The sequence below is a fragment of the Amycolatopsis sp. PS_44_ISF1 genome (assembly GCF_032335455.1).
Taxonomy (GTDB): Bacteria; Actinomycetota; Actinomycetes; order Mycobacteriales; family Pseudonocardiaceae; genus Amycolatopsis.
Genome location: NZ_JANUXO010000002.1, coordinates 294,238 through 313,906, shown reverse-complemented (window position 1 = coordinate 313,906; position 19,669 = coordinate 294,238). Strand labels below are relative to the sequence as shown.

16 protein-coding genes and 1 pseudogene are annotated in these 19,669 nt (G+C 72.6%); 2 read left to right on the top strand and 15 right to left on the bottom strand.

Going from position 1 to position 19,669, the window contains the following annotated elements; translation table 11 throughout:
- Nucleotides 1-24: 24 nt before the first annotated feature.
- The 9 genes and pseudogenes from NYF13_RS16190 to NYF13_RS16150 form a co-directional block, all read right to left on the bottom strand.
- The gene (locus tag NYF13_RS16190) at nucleotides 25-1,170 is read right to left on the bottom strand and encodes a glycosyltransferase family 4 protein (protein WP_315660330.1); all 1,146 of its coding nucleotides are present in this window, start codon (nucleotides 1,168-1,170) and stop codon (nucleotides 25-27) included.
- Nucleotides 1,171-1,198: 28 nt separating this feature from the next.
- On the bottom strand, nucleotides 1,199-2,125 hold the full coding sequence (locus NYF13_RS16185) for a phosphatidylinositol mannoside acyltransferase (protein ID WP_315657742.1): 927 nt from the start codon (nucleotides 2,123-2,125) through the stop codon (nucleotides 1,199-1,201).
- Between the two features lie 152 nt (nucleotides 2,126-2,277).
- Nucleotides 2,278-2,892, bottom strand: a pseudogene (gene pgsA / locus NYF13_RS16180) (phosphatidylinositol phosphate synthase); the annotation flags it as partial.
- A 100-nt stretch (nucleotides 2,893-2,992) separates the two neighbouring features.
- Nucleotides 2,993-3,535, bottom strand: coding sequence for a MarR family transcriptional regulator (locus NYF13_RS16175; RefSeq protein ID WP_315657740.1), 543 nt, complete (start codon nucleotides 3,533-3,535; stop codon nucleotides 2,993-2,995).
- Between the two features lie 74 nt (nucleotides 3,536-3,609).
- A complete protein-coding gene (locus NYF13_RS16170; RefSeq protein ID WP_315657738.1) occupies nucleotides 3,610-4,158 on the bottom strand; it encodes an HIT domain-containing protein in 549 nt (182 codons plus the stop codon).
- The gene (gene thrS / locus NYF13_RS16165) at nucleotides 4,155-6,182 is read right to left on the bottom strand and encodes a threonine--tRNA ligase (RefSeq protein WP_315657736.1); all 2,028 of its coding nucleotides are present in this window, start codon (nucleotides 6,180-6,182) and stop codon (nucleotides 4,155-4,157) included. The genes NYF13_RS16170 and thrS overlap by 4 nt, the downstream gene beginning before the upstream one ends.
- Nucleotides 6,183-6,340: 158 nt before the next feature.
- Entirely contained in the window at nucleotides 6,341-6,955 is a 615-nt protein-coding gene (locus tag NYF13_RS16160) for a malonic semialdehyde reductase (RefSeq protein ID WP_315657733.1), read from the bottom strand.
- 108 nt (nucleotides 6,956-7,063) lie between these two features.
- Nucleotides 7,064-8,581 (bottom strand): sugar transferase, encoded by a 1,518-nt coding sequence (locus tag NYF13_RS16155; RefSeq protein WP_315657731.1) that lies wholly within the window; start codon nucleotides 8,579-8,581, stop codon nucleotides 7,064-7,066.
- Between the two features lie 330 nt (nucleotides 8,582-8,911).
- Nucleotides 8,912-10,174 carry an NAD(P)/FAD-dependent oxidoreductase gene (locus NYF13_RS16150; RefSeq protein ID WP_315657729.1) on the bottom strand — a complete coding sequence of 421 codons (1,263 nt, stop codon included), beginning with the start codon at nucleotides 10,172-10,174 and terminating at the stop codon, nucleotides 8,912-8,914.
- Between the two features lie 88 nt (nucleotides 10,175-10,262).
- Here NYF13_RS16150 and NYF13_RS16145 point away from each other — a divergent pair, with 88 nt between their 5' ends.
- Together NYF13_RS16145 and NYF13_RS16140 are read left to right on the top strand one after the other, a co-directional pair.
- On the top strand, nucleotides 10,263-10,694 hold the full coding sequence (locus NYF13_RS16145; RefSeq protein ID WP_315657727.1) for a MarR family transcriptional regulator: 432 nt from the start codon (nucleotides 10,263-10,265) through the stop codon (nucleotides 10,692-10,694).
- Nucleotides 10,691-11,308, top strand: coding sequence for a VC0807 family protein (locus tag NYF13_RS16140; RefSeq protein WP_315657724.1), 618 nt, complete (start codon nucleotides 10,691-10,693; stop codon nucleotides 11,306-11,308). The genes NYF13_RS16145 and NYF13_RS16140 overlap by 4 nt, the downstream gene beginning before the upstream one ends.
- 38 nt (nucleotides 11,309-11,346) lie before the next feature.
- Here the strand turns inward: NYF13_RS16140 and NYF13_RS16135 are convergent, their stop codons facing one another.
- From NYF13_RS16135 to NYF13_RS16110, 6 genes are all read right to left on the bottom strand, one after another.
- Nucleotides 11,347-13,749: a condensation domain-containing protein gene (locus NYF13_RS16135; RefSeq protein WP_315657722.1), complete on the bottom strand. Its 2,403-nt coding sequence runs from the start codon at nucleotides 13,747-13,749 to the stop codon at nucleotides 11,347-11,349.
- On the bottom strand, nucleotides 13,746-14,909 hold the full coding sequence (locus tag NYF13_RS16130) for a 3-deoxy-7-phosphoheptulonate synthase (protein ID WP_315657721.1): 1,164 nt from the start codon (nucleotides 14,907-14,909) through the stop codon (nucleotides 13,746-13,748). The genes NYF13_RS16135 and NYF13_RS16130 overlap by 4 nt, the downstream gene beginning before the upstream one ends.
- A 61-nt stretch (nucleotides 14,910-14,970) precedes the next feature.
- Entirely contained in the window at nucleotides 14,971-16,230 is a 1,260-nt protein-coding gene (locus NYF13_RS16125) for an MFS transporter (RefSeq protein WP_315657720.1), read from the bottom strand.
- 50 nt (nucleotides 16,231-16,280) lie between these two features.
- Entirely contained in the window at nucleotides 16,281-17,264 is a 984-nt protein-coding gene (locus NYF13_RS16120; protein ID WP_315657718.1) for a prephenate dehydrogenase dimerization domain-containing protein, read from the bottom strand.
- Complete coding sequence (pabB, locus tag NYF13_RS16115; protein ID WP_315657716.1) at nucleotides 17,251-19,329, bottom strand: aminodeoxychorismate synthase component I; 2,079 nt, start codon at nucleotides 19,327-19,329, stop codon at nucleotides 17,251-17,253. The genes NYF13_RS16120 and pabB overlap by 14 nt, the downstream gene beginning before the upstream one ends.
- Nucleotides 19,326-19,664, bottom strand: coding sequence for a chorismate mutase family protein (locus NYF13_RS16110; protein WP_315657714.1), 339 nt, complete (start codon nucleotides 19,662-19,664; stop codon nucleotides 19,326-19,328). Before NYF13_RS16110 ends, pabB begins: the two co-directional genes overlap by 4 nt.
- Between the last annotated feature and the right edge of the window lie 5 nt (nucleotides 19,665-19,669).

The following is a 19,669-nucleotide window of genomic DNA, read 5'->3' as shown; positions in this document are numbered from 1 at the left end:
CGAACGGTTCACGGGCCTCGGCGCTCACCGGGCCGGCTCCCGCTCCGCCGCCACGACCCGCCGCGGGTCGGCGGCGATGGCCGTCTCGTACACCCGCAGCACCTGCGTGACCACCACCGACCAGTCGTAGGCGGTCACCCGCTCCCCCGCCGCCGCGGCGAGCGACGCCCGCCGCGCCGGGTCGCCGAGCAGTTCGCGCAGCCCTTCGGCCAGCGAAACCGGGTCGGCGGTCTCGGTGAGCAGACCGGCCTTGCCGTCGTCGAGCACGCGGCGGAACGAGTCGAGGCCGCTGGCCAGCACCGGGGTGCCCGCGGCCATCGCCTCGGTCAGGATCATGCCGAAGCTCTCGCCGCCGGTGTTGGGCGCGCAGTAGACGTCGACGCTGCGCAGGGCACGGGCCTTAGTCGCGTCGTCCACCTGGCCGAGCAGCTCGATGTGCGGCCACAGCCGCGCTCCGGCCATCCGGCGCAGCTGCTCCGGCTCCCCGCGCCCGACCACCAGCAGCCGCAGCTCCTCGAACTCGGGCAGCAGCCGCCGCAGCGCCGCCAGCAGGACCTCCATGCCCTTGCGCGGCTCGGTGAACCGGCCGACGAACCCGACCGTGCCCCCCGCCCGGGGATAACCCGGCAACGGCTGGGCCCGGCTGAAGAACTCCACGTCCACGCCGTTGGGGATCTCGACCGCGTCCCCGCCCGCGTGCTCCACCTGGACCCGGCGGGCCAGCGCCGAAACCGCGATCCGCGCGGTGATCTTCTCCAGCAGCGGCCGCAGCACCGGCTGGAACGCGGCGAGCGTGCGCGAGCGCGTGGTCGCGGTGTGGAAGGTGGCGACGATCGGCCCGTCGGCGATCTTCAGCGCCAGCAGCGACAGGCTCGGCGCGGCCGGCTCGTGCAGGTGCAGCACGTCGAAGTCGTTGTCCCGGATCCAGCGGCGCACCCGCGCGTAGGACACCGGGCCGAACTGCAGCCGCGCCACCGAGCCGTTGTACCGGACGCCGAGCGCCTTCCCGGCCGGGTGCACGAAGTCCGGCAGCCCGGCGTCGTCGTCGGCCGGCGCCAGCACCGAAACCCGGTGGCCGCGCCCGATCAGCGCCCGGGCCAGATCGATCACGTGCCCCTGGACCCCGCCGGGCACGTCGAAGGAGTAGGGGCACACGATCCCGATCTTCAGCCCGCGCGCCTGGCTCGCCGTCACCGGTTCAGCTCGCCTCTTCGAGACCGGCACCGTCGGTGCTTTCGCCGGCCTCGAGGTCGGACAGCCAGAACTTCTGCAGCATGTGCCAGTCCGCCGGGTGCGCGGCGATGTCCCCGGCGAACACGTCGGCCAGCGCCTGCGTGGCCGCCGGTACCTCGGCCCGGGCGGTGACCCGGATCCGCGGGTGCACGCGCATCTGCCAGCCGTCCTCGGTGAACCACGAGCCGACCGGCAGCAGGGCCGCCCCGGTGGTGGCCGCGAGCCGCGCCGGGCCGGCCGGCATCCGCGCGCGGTCGCCGAAGAACTTCACCGGCAGTCCGCTCGCGGTCAGGTCGCGGTCGCCGACCAGGCAGATCACCTTGTTCTCCCGCAGCCGTTTGAGCAGCACGCGCATCGCGGCGCTGTCCCCGGTCAGCGGAACGATCTCGAACCCCAGCGACTCGCGGAAGGAGACGAACCGCCGGTAGACCGACTCCGGCTCCAGCCGCTCGACCACGGTGGTGAAGCCGCCCAGGTGGTGGGCCAGCCAGACGCCCGCGGCGTCCCAGTTGCCGCTGTGCGGCAGGGCGCACACGGCGCCGTTGCCCTCGGCCAGCGCGGCGTCGAGGTTCTCGACGCCGGTGATGTTGGCGTCCACCTTGCCGATCACCGCCTCGCGGTCCATCGCGGGCAGGCGGAAGGTCTCGAACCAGTAGCGCGCGTACGAGCGCATGGCCTGGCGGACCAGCTCGTCCAGCTCGGTCTCGTCGGCCTGCGGCACCACCCGCGCGAGGTTGGCGCGCAGCTGCCGCACCCCGGCGCCGCCCCGGCGCACGGCCACGTCCGCGCCCAGCCCGAACAGCAGCGAGCCCATCGGCTCCGGCAGCCGCCGGGTCAGGCTCCAGCCCGCCGAGTACCCGAGCTCCCCGAGCCGCCGGGACAGCGCGCTCACGGCTGCGCCCCGCCCGGGCGCGCGTCGCCGGGCCGCGGGGACGGCCCTCCGGCCTCCGGCTCCGCAACCCCGGTGGTCCCCGTGATCCCGGTAGTCCCGGTGTTCTCCGTAGCCGGGCGGGCGGCGACGGTAGTCCCGGTGTTCTCCGTAGCCGGGCGGGCGGCGACGGCCCGCGCGGCCCGGGCGACCGCCGCGGCCCGCTGGATCAGCGTGACCGCCGAGAGCACGGCCAGCAGCCAGAGGCTGATCTCCACCGTCCACGGCACGCCGAGGCCGTGCAGCCCGGTGCCGACCAGCGCGATGATCAGCCGTTCCGCGCGTTCGACGAGCCCGCCGTCGGCCTCCAGCCCGGAGGCTTCGGCGCGCGCCTTGACGTAGGAGATGACCTGGGCGAGGACCAGGCAGATCAGGGCCGCCGCGGCGGCCCGGTTGTCGTGGTCCCGCACGAAGCACCACCAGGCGATGGCGGCGAACAGCGCGCCGTCCACCAGCCGGTCGCAGGTGGCGTCGAGCACGGCGCCGAACGGGGTGCCGTAACCACGGGCCCGGGCCATCGCCCCGTCGAGCAGGTCCAGCATGGCGAACCCCCACACGGTGAACGTCCCCCACAGCAGGAGCCCCTGCGGGAAGAAGGCCAGCGCGCACGCGACAGCGCCCGCGGTGCCGATCACGGTCATCGCGTTGGGGGTCAGTCCGGCCCGGACCAGCGTCCGGCCGATGGGATCGGTGACGCGGGAGACTGAGGCACGGGCGAAAATGTTGAGCATCTCGTCGTCTGGTGCACCTGGCTCGGGGGCGGGTGGGCGTCGAAAGCCTATCGACCCGCCCCGCGGGCCCCGACGTCCCGCCCCGCGACCCGCCGGGGGATCAGCCGGATTCCGGCGGTTCGGCGCCCGCCGGGGCCGGTTCGGGGGTCAGCCCGGCCGCCTCTTCGGCCGCCGCCGCGGCCGCGCAGCGCGGCCTCAGGCCCGCCAGGATCGCCGCGCTGATTTCGCCCAGCGCGGCCACCTGCGCGGCGTCCAGCGGGTCGAACAGGCTCTCGCGCACGGCGCCCACGTGCCCCGGCGCGGCCTCTTCCAGCGCGTGGAAGCCCTCGTCGGTGAGCACGGCCCACGCCCCGCGCTTGTCGGTCGGGCACGACTCGCGCCGGACCCAGCCCTTGGCCTCCAGCCGGGTGACCGCGTGCGAGAGCCGGCTGCGCGAGGAGCTGCGCACCGCGGCCAGCTCGCTCATCCGCAGCCGGCGGCCCTCGGCCTCGGACAGCGAGACGAGCACCTCGTAGTAGGTGTGCGGCATGCCCGAGTCGTGCTGGAGCTGGCCCTCGAGGTGCGCGTGCAGCATGGCCGTGGCCTGGGCGAAGTCACGCCAGATTCGCTGCTCGTCGTCGGAGAGCCATCGCGGTTCGGACATGACTTCATCCTACGCTGATTGAGGACTCAATCAGCCGCTCACGCGGGGCGGGAACCGCTTCGGGCGCACCGGGTTCACCAGGCGTCGGCCAGCAGCTTCCGGGTCTCGCCCAGCAACTGCGGCAGCACCTTGGTGTGCCCGATCACCGGCATGAAGTTGGCGTCCCCGCCCCACCGCGGGACCACGTGCTGGTGCAGGTGGGCCGCGATGCCGGCGCCGGCGATCACGCCCTGGTTCATGCCGATGTTGAACCCGTGCGCGGCCGAGACCGCCCGCACCACGCGCATCGCGTGCTGGGTGAGCTCGGCCAGCTCGCGGGTCTCCTCCGCGGTCAGCCCGGTGTAGTCCGCCACGTGCCGGTAGGGCACCACCATCAGGTGCCCGGGGTTGTACGGGTACAGGTTCAGCAGCGCGTACACCGTCTCGCCGCGCGCCAGGATCAGCCCCGTCTCGTCGTCGAGACCCGGGATGCGGCAGAACGGGCAGCCCTCCGCCGCACCGTCCTCCGGCTTGTCCTGGCCCTTGATGTAGGCCATCCGGTGCGGGGTCCACAGGCGCTGCAACGCGTCCGGGACCCCGGCCCCGTCCTGCCCGACGAGCTCGGGACCGTCCGGGGCGCTCACCGCAGGATCGCCTCGACGGCGGCGGCGCCCGGGGACGCGTTCTCCCGCCGGGCCACCCACTCGGCGATCGCGGCGACGGCGGCGTCCACCGCGACCCCGTTGATCTGGCCGCCGTCGCGGAACCGGAACGACACCGCGCCCGCCTCCGCGTCCTTGGCCCCGGCCAGCAGCATGAACGGCACCTTCTGCGTGGTGTGCGTGCGGATCTTCTTCTGCATCCGGTCGTCGCTCGCGTCGGTCTCCACCCGGATCCCCTTGGCGCGCAACGCCTTCTCCACGCCCTGGAGGAACTCGACCTGGTCGGCGGTGATCGGGATGCCGACCACCTGCACCGGGGAGAGCCAGGCCGGGAACGCGCCCGCGTAGTGCTCGGTCAGCACGCCGAAGAACCGCTCGATCGAGCCGAACAGCGCCCGGTGGATCATCACCGGCCGCTGACGCGAGCCGTCCGGGGCGGTGTACTCCAGCTCGAACCGCTTGTTCTGGTTGAAGTCCAGCTGGATCGTGGACATCTGCCAGGTGCGCCCGATCGCGTCCTTGGCCTGCACCGAGATCTTCGGCCCGTAGAACGCCGCGCCGCCGGGGTCGGGCACCAGCTCGAGGCCGGAGTCCACGGCGGCCTGCCGCAGCGTCTCGGTGGCCTCCTCCCACTCCCAGTCCTCGCCGATGAACTTCGCCGAGTCGCCGCGGGTGGACAGCTCGAGGTAGAAGTCCGAGAGGCCGTAGTCGGCCAGCAGGTCGAGCACGAACTTGAGCAGCGACCGCAGCTCGCCCGGCATCTGCTCCTTGGTGCAGTAGATGTGCGAGTCGTCCATGGTCAGCCCGCGCACCCGGGTGAGCCCGTGCACCACGCCCGACTTCTCGTACCGGTACACCGTGCCGAACTCGAACAGCCGCAGCGGCAGCTCCCGGTAGGACCGGCCGCGCGAGCGGTAGATCAGGTTGTGCATCGGGCAGTTCATGGCCTTGAGGTAGTAGTCCTCGTCGTCGAACTTGACCGGCGGGAACATGGTGTCCGCGTAGTAGGGCAGGTGGCCCGAGGTGTGGAACAGCTCGCCCTTGCTGATGTGCGGGGTGTTCACGAACTCGTAGCCGGCCTCCTCGTGGCGGCGGCGCGAGTAGGTCTCCAGCTCCCGGCGGACGATGCCGCCCTTGGGGTGGAACACCGGCAGCCCGGAGCCGATCTCCTCGGGGAAGGAGAACAGGTCCAGCTCGGCGCCGAGTCGGCGGTGGTCGCGGCGCTCGGCCTCGGCGATCCGCTCGAGGTAGGCCTCCTGCGCCTCGCCCGATTCCCAGGCCGTGCCGTAGATCCGCTGCAACTGCGGGTTCTTCTCGCTGCCGCGCCAGTACGCGGCGGCCACCCGGGTGAGCTTGAACGCGGGGATGAACTTGGTGGTGGGCACGTGCGGCCCGCGGCACAGGTCGCTCCACACGCGATCCTTGGTGCGCGGGTCGAGGTTGTCGTAGCTGGTCAGCTCGCCGCCACCGACCTCCATGACCTCACTGGTGTCCACTTCGGACTTGAGGTCGACCAGTTCGAGCTTGAACGGCTCGCCGGCCAGCTCCTGCTTCGCCTCCTCGACCGAGCCGAACACGCGCCGCGAGAACTGCTGGGCGCCCTTGACGATCTGCTTCATCCGCTTCTCGAGCGCCTGCAGGTCTTCCGGGGTGAACGGCTTCTCGACCGCGAAGTCGTAGTAGAAGCCGTCGCGCACCGGCGGGCCGATGCCGAGCTTGGCGTCCGGGAACTCCTGCTGCACGGCCTGGGCCAGCACGTGCGCGGCCGAGTGCCGGATCACGCTGCGGCCGTCTTCGGTGCCGGCGGCGACCGCCTCCACCTGGGCGTCGGCCTCGGGGACCCAGGCCAGATCGCGCAGCCTGCCCTCGGCGTCGCGGACCACCACCACGGTGTCCGGGCCCTTGGTCGGCAGGCCCGCTTCGCGAACCGCGGCTCCCGCCGTAGTGCCCGCCGGCACCACCACGCGCGGGGCGGGGGCTGAGGCGGCTGACGGCGGATGCGACACGATCGTGCTCCTTCTCGGGGGATGGCTGACCAGCGTGACCGGAATGACTTTCGTCGATGCTAGTCGCCGGCCTCCGGCGGCCCGACAGGCGTCGGCGCAAAACGCGGCACGGGCCGCCTCGCCGGGACGAGGCGGCCCGCATCGGCCGGGTGGTGGTTTCAGAGGGTCTCGACGACCTGCTCGAAGTCGAGCCGCGGCAGGCGGTCGAACCACGGGTTCTCGCCCGGCTTGCCGACGTTCACCACGACCAGCGAGCGCCGGTTGCCGTCCCCGAAGAACTCACGGTCGACCGCGGCGGCGTCGAACCCGGTCATCGGGCCGGCGGCCAGGCCCGCGGCGCGCACGCCGATGATGAAGTAGCCGACCTGCAGCAGCGAGTTGAGCTTCGAGAACTCCACCCGGCCGGACTCCTCGGCGAACAGGTCCTTCACCCCGGGGTTGTGCGGGAAGACCTGCGGGATGTGCTCGTGGAAGTCGACGTCGGCGGCGAGGATCACGGTCAGCGGCGCGCTCGCGGTCTTGGCGCGGTTGCCCTCGGACATCAGCGGCAGCAGCCGGCGGCGCGCCTGCTCGGTGCGGAGCACCAGCGCGCGCAGCGGCTGGGTGTTCATCGAGGTCGGGGCCCACTTGACCAGCTCGTAGATCGCGCGCACCTGCTCGTCGGTCACCGGCTCGTCGCTGAAGCTGTTGGCCGTGCGCGCCTCCCGGAACAGGAGGTCCTGGACCTCGGCGGGCAGCTGCAGATCCTTGGCGGGCTCAGCGAATGTGGTCATCGGTTCGGCTTCCTTCCGTGCGTGACGCCTTCCCCGCCTCCAACCTTGTTGAACGCTTGACTATTTCGCAGAGGACTGTGCCTCGCGCCACAGCCGCCGATCGGCGGATCAGTAGGCGCCCTGGCCCGCGAGCACGGCACGCAGGGTCTTCCAGAGGATCAGCACGTCGAGGGCCAGCGACCAGTCCTCCACGTACCGCAGGTCGAGCCGGACGCTCTCGGCCCAGGTGAGGTCGCTGCGGCCGGAGACCTGCCACAGACCGGTCAGCCCCGGCTTCACCAGCAGGCGGCGGCGCGCGTCCGGGGCGTACTCCCGCGTCTCCTCCGGCAGCGGCGGCCGGGGCCCCACGAGCGACATCCGCCCGCCCAGCACGTTGAACAGCTGCGGCAGCTCGTCGAGGGAGTACCGGCGCAGCAGGCCGCCGACCCGGGTGACGCGGGGGTCGCGCTTGAGCTTGAACAGCGGTCCGGCGCCTTCGTTGTCCCGCTCCAGCCCGGAGCGGATCCGGTCGGCGTCCGGGACCATGGTGCGGAACTTGAGCATGGTGAAGCTCGCGCCGTCCTTGCCGACGCGGCGCTGCCGGTAGACCACGGGCCCGTGGTCGCCCAGCTTCACCGCCAGCGCGATCACCAGCAGCAGCGGGGACAGCAGGGCCAGCAGGAAGGCCGCGCCGCAGCGGTCGACGACCTCCTTGACCAAGCGGTGGCCGCCGGTGAACACCGGCGCGGTGACCCGCAGCAGCGGCAGGCCGAGCACCCCGGTGACGTTCAGCCGCGGCCCCGCCACCTCCATCAGCACCGGCGCCACGACCAGTTCGGCCGCCGTGCCCTCCAGGTCCCAGGCCAGGCGCTGCACCCGCTGCGGCGTCCAGTACTGGTCACCGGTGACGGCGACCACGCGGTAGCCGCCGCGGCGCACGTGCCGGGACAGCTCCTCGAGCCGTCCCACCACCGGCACGCCGTCGATCTCGCCGCTGTCACGGCCGGCCCCGGTGCCGGTGAACGTGCACACCGCCTCGACCCGCCAGCCGACGTGGGCCTCGGACCTGGTGCGCGCGATCAGGTCGGCCACCGTCGCCGGGCTGCCCGCCGCCATCACCGGCAGCAGGCAGAGCCCGCGACGGCGGCGGCGGTGCAGCACCTGGCGGAGCAGGTACCGCTGGGGGAAGGCGAAGAGCGCGATCACCGGGACCACGATGAACACCCACGGCTGCACGTCGAGGGCCCGGAAGAGCAGCCCGCCGAGCGCCACCAGCACTGCGGCGGCGACCAGGGCGCGCCCGAGCGTGCGGTACTCCTCGGGTCCCTCGCCCAGCACCCGCGGGCTCCAGGCCCGGCTGACCGGCAGCGCGCAGAACACCGCCAGCGCGGTGCCGAACGCGTGCATGTCCTGCGGTGCCACGCGCCCGATGACGAAGGCGCTGACCCCGATGACCAGGAGCGCGGCCACCACGTCGCTGGCGATCACCCAGGCCCGGTACCGCCCCTCCCAGGCCGCCGGGTGCGTTCTGGCCGTGGCCGGCTCGGCGGGTCCCGGGGCGGGGGCGGGCGGAGGCGCCGGGATCGCCCGGAGGTCGATGTGCGGCGGTGGCTCACTGACCGTGGACGGCCGCACCGACTCTTCCATCAGACCTCCAGCAGCAGGGGACCAGGACCACCGGCGGCACGCTGAGTCAGCAAGGTTGATTGCGGAGAGTCACCGCAGTCCCCACCCGATCCAGTCACCGCAGAAGTGACACTTGCCCAGGTATCGGTCACTCTCCGGGCATCGTTACACGGATTTTCCGCGACGATCTCGGTCTATTCCTGGAGAATGATCGACGAGTTGATAACGGGAGGATGACTATGCGTGATAGGGCGTATACAACCTCTATCTACTTTGTGTAGTCATTATTCGTCGACTATCACCCCTTGATGCCGACGTGCCTCGAACGGCCCAACCCGGCGCTGCGGGCGCTCACTGCGGCCCGCCGTCCGGAGCCCGGCGCCGCATGGCGGCCACGGCGCCCGCCGCCGCGCCGGCGACCGGCAGCAGCGCCCGCAGCAGGGGACGTCCCGCTCGCGAGGTGAGCCGCCGCTGCCAGTGCAGCGGCGCCACCGATGCCCGGATGACCGCCGGGGCGTAGGCGGCCATCCCCTGCTGGAAATCGTGCAGGGCCAAGGGCACCGCGGCGAAGCCCGGGGAGCCGAGCAGATGCGTGGCGAGCAGGTCGGCGTCGCGGATAGCGGTGGCGGCACCCTGCCCGCCCGTGGGCGGCACGGCGTGCACGGCGTCCCCGAGCGCGGTCGCGGCCCGCGCCGGCCACGGGGTGAGGCCGGCGCCGGGATCGGCCGCGTAGTACGGGAACTGCGCCACCGTCCCGAGGTCCGACGCCTCGAGCAACCCCGTGAGCCAGCCGGCCCACCCCCTCAGCCGGGTCCGGGCCACGGCCAGCGCGTCCACCCCGGTCAGCCCGGCGCCGATCACCGGCGCCGGATCGACGATGCCCCACACCACGTACGGTGCCTCGATCCGCGCGGGCACGTCGCCGCAGGCGTCCGGGGCGATCGCAGCGGTGGTCGCGTCGTGCAGCGACAGGAAAACCACGGTGCCGTCGGGCCCGAGCACGAAAGCCGGACCGGCCGAAAGATCGGCCGGCAGCCCGGTGCCCAGCTCCGGCGTGAGGCCGGCGCGTCCGGCCAGCCCCGAGGACGGCAGCGGGCGGGCGGTGGGGTGCCCGGCGAGCGCGGCCGCGACGCGCGAGCGCGCCCCGTCGGCGCCGACGAGCACATCGGCGGTCTCGCTGGTGCCGTCGGCGAAGGTGGCGGTGACCGTGCCGTCCGCGTTGTGCTCCAGCGCCTCGAACGTCGAGCCCGGCACCAGGGTGCCGGCCAGGCCGTGGCCCAGCAGCAGGCGCAGCGGGATCCGGCCGATCAGCACGTGCTCGCCGTCCCCGCCGCGCGGGATCCGGGCCAGGGTGCGCAGGCGGTGGTCCAGCAGCGCGAACTGGCGGAACGAGGCCGCGGGCGCGGCACTGGCCACCAGGGCTTGGTAGATCGCGACGGGAAGGCGGCGCCGCAACGCCGCCAGTGCTCCCGGATCCAGGTGCAGCCGGTACCCGCCGGTGCGGGCGAGGTCGGTGTCGCGCTCGTGCACCGACACCCCCACCCCCGCCGCCCGGAGGCCCTGGGCCAGGACCAGCCCGCCGATCCCGGCACCGATGATCACCACTCGCGACATGCTCGAAGTATCCACAAGCTGATACTTAAAGGCAAACGTCCGGCATTTATTTGCTTCAAGGTATCCCAAATCTGATAGAGTCACGGCCGTGTCCGAGCTGAACGATCTGCCGACCTGGGCCGTGGTGCAGGCCTACCACGCGGTGTCCCGCGAGCTGTACGAGCTGTTCGCCGGGCACGGGCTGACCCCGGTTCAGTTCGGGGTGCTCGCCCAGCTGTCCGCCGCGCCCGGGCTGACGCAGGCCGAGCTCGCCCGCCGGGTGCTGATCCGCCCGCAGAGCATGACCGCGGTCATCACCCAGCTGGCCGAGCGCGGCCTGCTGGAGCGGCACGGGCCGGGCGGCCGCGGGCGGCCACTGCCGGTGCGGGCGACCGAAGCCGGGCGGGCACTGCTGGCTTCGGCCGAAGCCGATCTGCGGGCGGCCAGCGAACCCGCCGCGCTGGGCCTGGCGACGTACGAGGCCGGGATGCTCACCGCCCTGCTGCACAAGCTCGTCGCCGCGCGCACCACCGCCCCGTGAACCGGTCGTGGGTGCGGCTGCTCGCCGCCGTGGCCGAGAACGTCGGCGTGCCCGTCGGCGCCTACCTGCTGCTCACCACCATCGGGTGGTCGCCGGTGTGGGCGCTGGTCGGCGCGGCCGGGGTGTCGGTCGTCGTGCTGGCCGCGCAGTACGTCCGCCGCCGTGAGCTGACCGCGCTCGGCGTGCTGGTCCTGGTCCGGTTCGCCCTGGGCGTGGCGGTGGCGGTGATCACCGGCGACCCCCGGCTGGAGTTGTCCAAGGACTTCGCCGTGACCGCCGCGATCGGCCTCTTCGCCGCGGTATCGCTGGCGGCCCGGCGGCCATTCATCGCGCGGATCCGCCGTGACCTCAGCGGCGACCCCGAAGACTTCGACCACCGCTGGGCCACCGACCCGGGGTTCGAGGCCCTGCACCGCCGGCTCACCGTGCTGTGGACCGCCGGGCTGCTCGTCGAAGGTGCCGCGGCGATCCTGCTGATCTACGTCCTTCCGCTCACCGCCGCGGTCGTGGCCACCAATGTGCTGGCCCCGGCGACCCTGCTCGGGCTCATCAGCTTCACGGAATGGCGCGCCCGCCGCTACACCGCAACCCACCGGGCACGGATCGCTGCGTAGCGAAAAGCGGATGCCGCGGGCGCCGGCAAGCCGCCTCCCTAGCCGGTGGTGCCCTCCAAGCACGTCACGACCGCTTCGGCGATCCGGGCGGCGAACGGGGCCTTGACCGCTTCGTAGTGGTCGGCGGCCACCTCCAGCAGGACCAGGCCGGGGCCGAGCAGTGCCGTCCACCGGGCGACGGCCGCTTCCGGCAGCTCGGCCGCCACCAGCACCGAGGGGACGTGCACCGGTTCGTCGGAAACGTACTCGCCGAGGGCCGCCCAGTGCCGCCGGATAGCCTCGAACCGGCTCCGGAGCGCATCGAGCGGCAGGGCGGAGTCCACAGTGACCAGCAGGGCCGCCAGGACGCCGAGGCCGAGTTCGGTGTCCTCGGGTGGCAGCCGCAGTTCGGCCGGCACCAGGGCCGGCGCGTCCACTGCGCGCAGAACCGTGGAGAAGAAGGAATCCAGCTCGCGCCCGGCTTCGGTCGAGCTGCCGTCCGGGGCGGGCGGGTCGATCAGGAGCAGGGGTGGCGGGGTGGCGCCGCTCTGTCGCAGGCGCTTGGCCATCACGTAGCCGATCAAGCCGCCGAGGGACCAGCCGCCCAGCACGTCGGGCATCCCGGCGGCACGCAGCTCGTCCAGGTGGTGCTCGGCCAGCCCCGGCACGGTCTCCTGATCCCCGTCGGGGGACATGGTCACCCGCCAGCCCGCCGGCAGCGCGTTCGCCAGGTCCCGGTAGGTCGACTGGTCGGCCCCGCCCGCGGGGTGGATGAGGTGCAGGTGCGGCCCGCCCGGCTCGCCTCGCCTCAGCAGCACGCCGTGCGCACCCGGTGGTTCGGTCGCGGCCGTCTGCTCGGTGAGCTGGATCAGCCGGCCCAGGGTCGGGGTGTCCAGCCAGTCCAGCAGGTCCACCGGGTTCCCCGCGACCGCCTGCACCTGCTCGAACAGCTCGAACACCTGCAGGGAATGGCCGCCGAGGGCGAAGAAGTCACCTTCCGCCTCCGCCGCGGGCAGCCGGAGCGTCCGGCACCAGATCTCGCGGACGGCGCCGGCCGGTCCGGTCTCCTCCGCCGCGAGGGCCGGAGCCCGCTGCTCGCCGGCGGGAGCGGTTCGCATGGCCGCGGCGGTCGTGGTGCGGGACCGGACGTCCAGGGAGCCGATCGGCACGCCGGGCCGCACGCCCGCCTCCAGCACCCGTTCGAGGTCCGCGAGCAGCCTCGTCACGGTGGCTTCGTCGAACCGGCTCGTGTCGTAGCCGGCCTCGATCACGGTCGCCTGCGGCTCTTCGTAGATGCCCAGCGTCACGTCGTTGTCGGTGCTCGTGTCCGGGCTGGCCTTCAGCCGGGTTTCCCGCTCCCCCAGCCGGACACCGGCGCCGAGGTTGCCGTGGTAGGTCAGCATCACCGCCGGGACCGCCCCCAGCCGGCTCCGGTCTTCGACCGCCAAAGCGTTGTGCACCAAGGAGAACGGGACGTGCTGGTGCGGCAGCCCGGCCCAGAACCCGTCCCGGGCCCGGGCGACCACGTCGTCCAGGGTGTCGCCCGCCCGCAGCTCGCCCGCCGCGACGACGACGTTGGCCAGGTAGCCCACGCAGGCGGTGTCGCGCTCGCTGAACCGATTGGCCACCCCCACGGCCACGGCGAACGTCCCGCCGGCGCCGCCGCGGCCGAGCACCGCATACAGGGCGGCCAGGTAGCCCGCGAACGGGGTCATACCCCCGCGGTCGGTCAGCGCGGCCACGCCTTCGGCCGCCTTCGGGCTGAGCGGGTGCCGCAGAACGGCCCCCGGCGCGCCGGGGGTCTGCCGCGACTGCGCGCGATCGGGCACCAGCGTGGCGCTCTCGACCCCGGCCAGGGCCTTCACCCAGTAGGCGAGGTCTTCCTGCCAGCCGCCGTCGGAGACGGACTGGCGGGCCTTGACCGCGTACTCGGTGTACGGCACCGGGGGTTCGGGAAAAGCCGCGCTGCCCGGCTGCGCCAGCTCGGCGTGGTAGGCCGCGGCCAGGTCGCGCACCAGCAGCCGCATCGACCAGCCGTCCGCCACCGCGTGGTGCGCGGTCAGCACCAGTTCGCCGGCTTCGCCCACGGTGATCAGCGTGAGGCGGGCGAGCGGGGCTTCGCCCACGTCGAACGGGGCCTGGTGGAGGCGTCCGGCCACCGCGTCGAACAGGTCGTGGCCCGGCCGGACCGCGTCCTGGGCCTCCGGCGACCACCTCAGCACGGTGAGGTCGACCTTCGCGCTCTCGCGGACCTCCTGCCAGACCGCGCCGTCCTGGTAGACCAGCGCCGTGCGAAGGACCTCGTACCGGTCCACCACGGCCTGCCACGCCCGGCCGAGCGCGGGCTCGTCCAGGCGGCCGACCGCCATCCGCCAGGTCACGTTGTAGAGGTCCGGGTAGGACGACCGCTGCTGGATCCACCACAGCGCCTCCTGCTGCGGGGCCGAGACGTGCCGGGTCATGGCGTTCCTCCACGGGTCCGGGCCAGGCACCTCGCCCATTCGGTGACCACCAGCAGGGCCTGGCCGGGGTTGAGCCGGGGGTCGCAGAACGTCGTGTAGCACTCCCCCACCAGATCGAGCTGCCCCGGCTCGTACACGCACTCGGTGACGTGCTCCGGCGTGATCTCGAGGTGCAGGCCGCCGGCCACGCCTCCGGCCCCGCGGATGGCCGCAGTCGCCTGCCGCAGTTCCGCGGTGACGTCTTCGACGAACCGCGTCTTGAGCGCGCCGGGGGTGGTCACCGTGTTCCCGTGCATCGGGTCGATCAGCCAGATCACCGGGTGGCCGGCCCCGCGCACCGCCGCGGCCAGCCCGGCCAGCTCATCGGCGGCCCGGCCCACGCCCATGCGCGCGATGAAGGTCAGCCGGCCGGGTTCGCGGCCGGGGTCCAGCCGCCGGCACAGGTCGAGCAGCTCGGGCTCGGCGGTACCGGGACCGATCTTGCACGCCACCGGGTTTTCGAGCTCCGCCAGCAGCGCGACGTGCGGGCCCCCGGGCGTCCGGGTGCGGTTCCCGATCCACGGCCAGTGCGTCGAGGCCAGGAACTTGCGGCCCCGCTCGTCCAGCCGCGTCATCGGCGATTCGTAGTCGAGCAGCAGGGCCTCGTGGCTGGTCCACACCCGGGGGCCGCGGTCGAGGTGGGTCATGATCTCCCGCGCCGCGAGGTAGCCCTCCAGCATCCGCCGGGGCTGCGCCTGCCGCAGCAGCGGATCCGGTACCGGGCTGTTCACCATGTGCCCGCGGAACACCGGCAGTTCCCGGCCGCCGAGCCATTCGCTGGGCCGGGATCGCGGCTTGGCGAACTGACCGGCGATGCGGCCCACCGGCGTGACGTCCAGCCCGGTGAGGCCCGCGACGCGCTCGGCCAGCTGGCCGAGCAGCGCCACCTTGCCCCGCACCTGCGCGGCGGTCCGCTCGGCCGGGTCCTCGGCGCAGTCGCCCGCCTGGACCACCACCCCGTGGCCCACGGCCACGTTCGCGAGCACAGCTCGCAGTTCCCGCACGGCGGTCGCGGTCACCAGCGCGGGACTGGCCGCCAGCCGGGCGGTCACCTCGGCGAGAGCGGCGCGGTCACCCCACTCCGGCTGCTGCGACGCCGCACGGGTCAGGACCGCGGCCATGAGCGCTTCCCGGCCGTTGTGGACGAGCTTTCCCCAGACACCAGTTCCCCGCTTCCGAAACCTATTCCGCACCCGATGGGGATGCTTGCGCCGCCGCGTTCCCGGCGTTCAACCGGCGCTCGCCCCACTTCGCCGCCGGGACCATGAGGAAACTCGCCCCGACGAACAGCGCGCCGAGCAGGATCCACCCGGGCGGGCCCCAGTAGACGAGCAGCCCGGTCAGCACGAGCGGGCCGATGAGTTCCGCCACCGTGTGACCGGAGCCGAAGAACGCCTGGTACTGCCCGTGCCGGCCGTCGGGGGTGAGACCGAAGCTCAGCTCCCAGGTGCCCGCCGACTGCATCATCTCGCCCACGGTCTGCACCGCCGCGGCGGCCAGGAGCAGCAGCGCCGCGGACCACATCGAACCCCCGCTGCCCGAAAAGGCGAAGATCACGCAGCTCAGGCCGAGCACCACGCCACCCCGCACCACGTACCGCCCGGCGCTGGTCAGGTCGGTCACGCCCCGCGCCACGCGCACCTGAAACGCGACGACGGCCAGGGTGTTCAGCACGAACATGGCCGCCAGGACCCATTTCGGCGCCTCGGTGTGGCCGACGATCCACAGCGGCAGGGCCACGTCGATCAGCGGACCGTGCAGCACCAGGATCAGGTTCAGCACGCTCACGGCGACGTAGGGGTGGTCCTTGAGCACCGACCGGGGCTTTCCGCTCTCCGCCCCCGGCGGGGTCGCGACGACGGTGGGCACCCTCGCGAGAACCACGGCCGCCGCGAGGAAGAAGACCGCGTTGAGCGCGAACGCCGCCAGGTACGCCTCACGGGTGTCGAACAGCAGCACCACGCCGCCCAGCGCGGCGCCGAGCGCCAGCCCGGCGTTGCTCGCGGCCTGCAGGAACGCGCGGACCTGAGTGATCTTCTCCTTCTGCACCACCCCGGCCAGCAACGCCTGCTGGGCCGCGGAGCCGCTGCGCTGCCCGATGGCGTACACCGTGGCCGACAGCACGAACAGCGGGAAGAAGCGGACGAAGACGTAGGAGCCCGCGGCCAGGGCCGCGCAGCAGAAGAAGAAGACCGCGGTCTCCCGGGGGCCGAGCCGATCGGTCAGGTGGCCGAGCGGCACGCCGACCGCCAGCGCCACGGACCAGGCGATGGTCAGCCCGAGACCGAGTTCGGCCGGCGACAACCCGACGACCTGCGTGAAGAACAGCGCCGACGTCACGTAGTACGCCCCGTCGCCGGTCTTGCTGATCAGCTGGCCCACCGCGAGGATCCGGGCCGGACCGCGCAGCGTGGTCCTCAGCGTTGTTTTCAGCGCTTTCATGCGTCTCTTCCCGTTGCGTTCTCGTCAGTCACCGAACACCACGCGGATCTTCACCGGTCACGCTCGCCCGTGGAATCGTCCGGGGCGACGGGCGTGGTGTTCGCGAAGAGCCGGGCGCACATTTCCCGCAGATCCGGCCGCCGCCCGCCGAGAACGCCGGCGACTTCGAGCAGCAGCCGTTCGAAATCCGCTTCACGGCCGCTCCGGACGATTTCGCGCACGTGCTCCACTCCGCCGGCCAGTGCCGCGTGCGCTTCCGGTACGAGCGAATTCCCCGACTGGACGTCCCAATACACTTCGGGGGCTCCGGAGGAGATGCGCGCCAGCAGCGCCAGCAGTGTCGCGTGGGGCGGGGGCGCGACCGCGATCAGCTCCTCGATGTCCGCACCGAGGGTGTGCAGCGCCTTCCCGAAGGCCAGCACGGTGGCGTGGGTCAGCGCCTGCGAGACCGCGGCCAGCCGGTCGTGGCGCACCGCGTCCATGCGCACGACCCGGCCGCCGGCCCCTTCGACCAGCGCCAGCAGGTCCTCGACCAAGGGCCCGTCGTGGAACACCACGGCCACCACCGGACGCCCGGGCATCCCGAGGGCCGGAGCGAACATCGGGTTGAGCGAAACCGCCTGCCGGTGCGGGAAGCCGCGCACGACCGCCGCCATGCGTTCCTTCACCGACAGGGTGTCGGCCAGCAGCGCCTCCGGGGGCAGCCGATCGGCCAGCACCGGTACCGCCTCGACCGCCACCGGCTCCGGCACCGCGAGCAGCAGCAGATCCGCCTGCGCCACCTCGGCCTCAACAGTGCTGCCAGTGCTGCCAGTGCTGCCAGTGCTGCCGGGGCCGCGGGAGGCGCGGATGTCGCCCTCGACCCAGCGGGCACCCGGCGGCATCGACGCGGGAGCCACGGGATCGACCACGCACACCGGGACGCCGGCTCGCGCGAGCACCGCGGTGAACATCGCCCCGACGGCACCGGAACCGCCGACGACGACAGCGCGCTTGATGCCCCCGGGACGAGCCGCGAGCTCAGAGCTTTCCATGCCGCTCTTCGCTTCCGTTGAGCGGCGACGCCGAGCCGGTGATCGCCTTCGTCATCGCCAGGGACTTCACCACGGTCTCCTCGAACTCCTCGACCGGGTCGGAGAGGCTGACGATCGCGCCGCCCACTCCGAACGACACCCCCTCGGGGGTGGCCACGATGGTGCGGATGACGATGCTGAGGTCCGCGGCCCCGCTCAACGAGAACCAGCCGAGCGAACCCGAGTACACCCCGCGCGGCCCGCCCTCCAGCCGGCCGATGATCTCCATGGTGCGCAGCTTCGGCGCCCCGGTCATGGAGCCGCCGGGGAAGCAGGCCCGAACGCACTGCACGGCCGAAACCCCGCGCCGCAGCCGGCCGCGGACGGTGCTCACGAGCTGGTGCACCGGTGCATAGGTCTCGACGTCGAACAGCTTCGGCACGTGGACCGAGCCGACCTCGCACACGGCGTTGAGGTCGTTGCGGAGCAGGTCGACGATCATCAGGTTCTCCGCGCGGTCCTTTTCGCTTTCGCGCAGTTCTTCCCGCAACGCCGAGTCTTCGGCCTCAGTGGCCCCTCGTGGCCGGGTGCCCTTGATCGGCTTCGATTCCACGACCCCCTGGGCGTCGATGGAGAGGAAGCGTTCCGGTGACGCGCTGAGCACGGCCACACCGGGGAAGTCCAGCAGCGCGCCGTAGGGGACGGGGCTGATGTCCCGGAGCAGCCCGTAGGTGTGCGCCACGTCGGGCACCGCGTCCGCGGTGACCATGTTGGTCAGGCAGATCTCGTACGATTCACCGTTCTTGATCTCTTCGAGGCACGCGTCGATCCGCGCCAGGTACCGCTCGCGATCGTGGCGCGGGACGAAGTTCTCCCCGAGCGCCGCGGGGGTCACCGGCGGGTGCCGCCGGCGAGTCTCCGCGGCGGGCAGCAGTTCGAGGCGGTGCGCGGTCCGGTCGAGCCACTTCACCGCGTCCGGGTCGTGGGCCGAGGTGCCCAGCGCCAGCAGGTAAGCGCAGTTCTCGACGTGGTCGACCACCACCGCCCGGTCGGCGAACAGCAGGGCGGCGTCGGGGGTCGGCGAGGGGTACTCGGCCGGCGATCCGACCTCGGCTTTGAGTTCGTAGCCCAGGTAGCCGACGTAGCCGAGGGCGAAGTCGAACGGGAGACCGTGGCCGGCGGGCAGTTCCCGGGCCCGCAGCTGCTCGTCCAGGTACTCGAAGATGCCCCGGCCCCGGTGCTCGACCACGCCCTCGGCTCGTTCCACCCGCACCGTGCGGGTCGCCACCTCGTAGGTCACGTACTCGGCGAGCGGACCCGTGCCGTCGCCCAGGATGGAGAAGCGGGAGTTCGCGTCGTCCGCGCCGCTGTCGAGCCAGAAGCTGCACCGCTTGCCGGAGAAGAGTTCGGCGTGCGCGGTGGCGGTGTCGGGCGCGAAGTCCAGCCGGCGGACGTGCAGCAGGTCCTGCGGCGCCGGCGAAGGGCCGCGCTCCCGCGCCCGGTGGTCCAGGGTGAGCTCGGTGAAGTTCGCCAGCAGTTCGCGACCGTACTGGCTCAGGATGGACTCGGGGTGGAACTGCACCCCCCAGATCGGTTTGCTGTGGTGCCGCAACGCCATCAGCACCCCGTCCGGCGTCCACGCGGTGCCGATCAGCTCCTCGGGCAGCTCGGTGACCGCGAGGGAGTGGTACCGGACCGCGGAGAACGGCGACGGGAGCCCGGCGAAGAGGTCCTCGCCGTGGTGGTGGATGCTGGAAATCCGCCCGTGCATCGGTTCGGGCGCGTGCCGGACCGAACCGCCGAACAGCTCCGCCACCCCCTGGTGCCCCAGGCAGATGCCGAGCACCGGCAACCCGGAGTCCAGGATCGCGTTGGCGCTGATGCCGAAGTCCCGCTGCTGGCCCGGGTGGCCCGGGCCGGGCGAGATCACGATGTTGTCGTAGTCCCCGAGGTGCAGGGAAGACCAGTCGACGTCGTTGCGCAGCACCGTGGGCGGCTGCCCGTTCACCTCGCCCAGCAACTGGTAGAGGTTGTAGGTGAAGGAATCGTAGTTGTCGACCAGCAGCGTGCGGACCGGGCCACTCATCGCGAGGCCCCGGAAGCGGACTCCCCGTCCGGGCTGCCCTGCTCGATCACCAGGGTTTCGACCCGGCAGGTCTCCTCGATCATCAGGTCGTAGAGACGGGACAGGAACGCTTCGCTGACCCCGTTTTCGGCGCCGAACTCCGCGGCGCGGCGCTGGACGGCGTCGATGCGGTGCGGCTGCATCATCGGCACCGCGTGCTCCCGCTTGTGGTCCGCGATGCGCACGCAGCACTCGATGCGGTCCCGCACCGCGGCCAGGAACCGGAGATCGATGCGGTCGAGTTCGTCACGCAGCCGGGCCAAGCCGTCTTCTTCACCGGTGGGCGTTGCAGTCATCACAG

Bases quoted from the DNA above. Each gene is read 5' to 3' on its own strand.
- NYF13_RS16175 (WP_315657740.1), bottom strand. From the start codon at position 3,535: ATGTCCGAACCGCGATGGCTCTCCGACGACGAGCAGCGAATCTGGCGT.
- NYF13_RS16160 (WP_315657733.1), bottom strand. From the start codon at position 6,955: ATGACCACATTCGCTGAGCCCGCCAAGGATCTGCAGCTGCCCGCCGAG.
- NYF13_RS16155 (WP_315657731.1), bottom strand. From the start codon at position 8,581: ATGGAAGAGTCGGTGCGGCCGTCCACGGTCAGTGAGCCACCGCCGCAC.
- NYF13_RS16150 (WP_315657729.1), bottom strand. From the start codon at position 10,174: ATGTCGCGAGTGGTGATCATCGGTGCCGGGATCGGCGGGCTGGTCCTG.
- NYF13_RS16135 (WP_315657722.1), bottom strand. From the start codon at position 13,749: ATGACCCGGCACGTCTCGGCCCCGCAGCAGGAGGCGCTGTGGTGGATC.
- NYF13_RS16130 (WP_315657721.1), bottom strand. From the start codon at position 14,909: ATGGCCGCGGTCCTGACCCGTGCGGCGTCGCAGCAGCCGGAGTGGGGT.
- NYF13_RS16125 (WP_315657720.1), bottom strand. From the start codon at position 16,230: ATGAAAGCGCTGAAAACAACGCTGAGGACCACGCTGCGCGGTCCGGCC.
- NYF13_RS16120 (WP_315657718.1), bottom strand. From the start codon at position 17,264: ATGGAAAGCTCTGAGCTCGCGGCTCGTCCCGGGGGCATCAAGCGCGCT.
- pabB (WP_315657716.1), bottom strand. From the start codon at position 19,329: ATGAGTGGCCCGGTCCGCACGCTGCTGGTCGACAACTACGATTCCTTC.
- NYF13_RS16110 (WP_315657714.1), bottom strand. From the start codon at position 19,664: ATGACTGCAACGCCCACCGGTGAAGAAGACGGCTTGGCCCGGCTGCGT.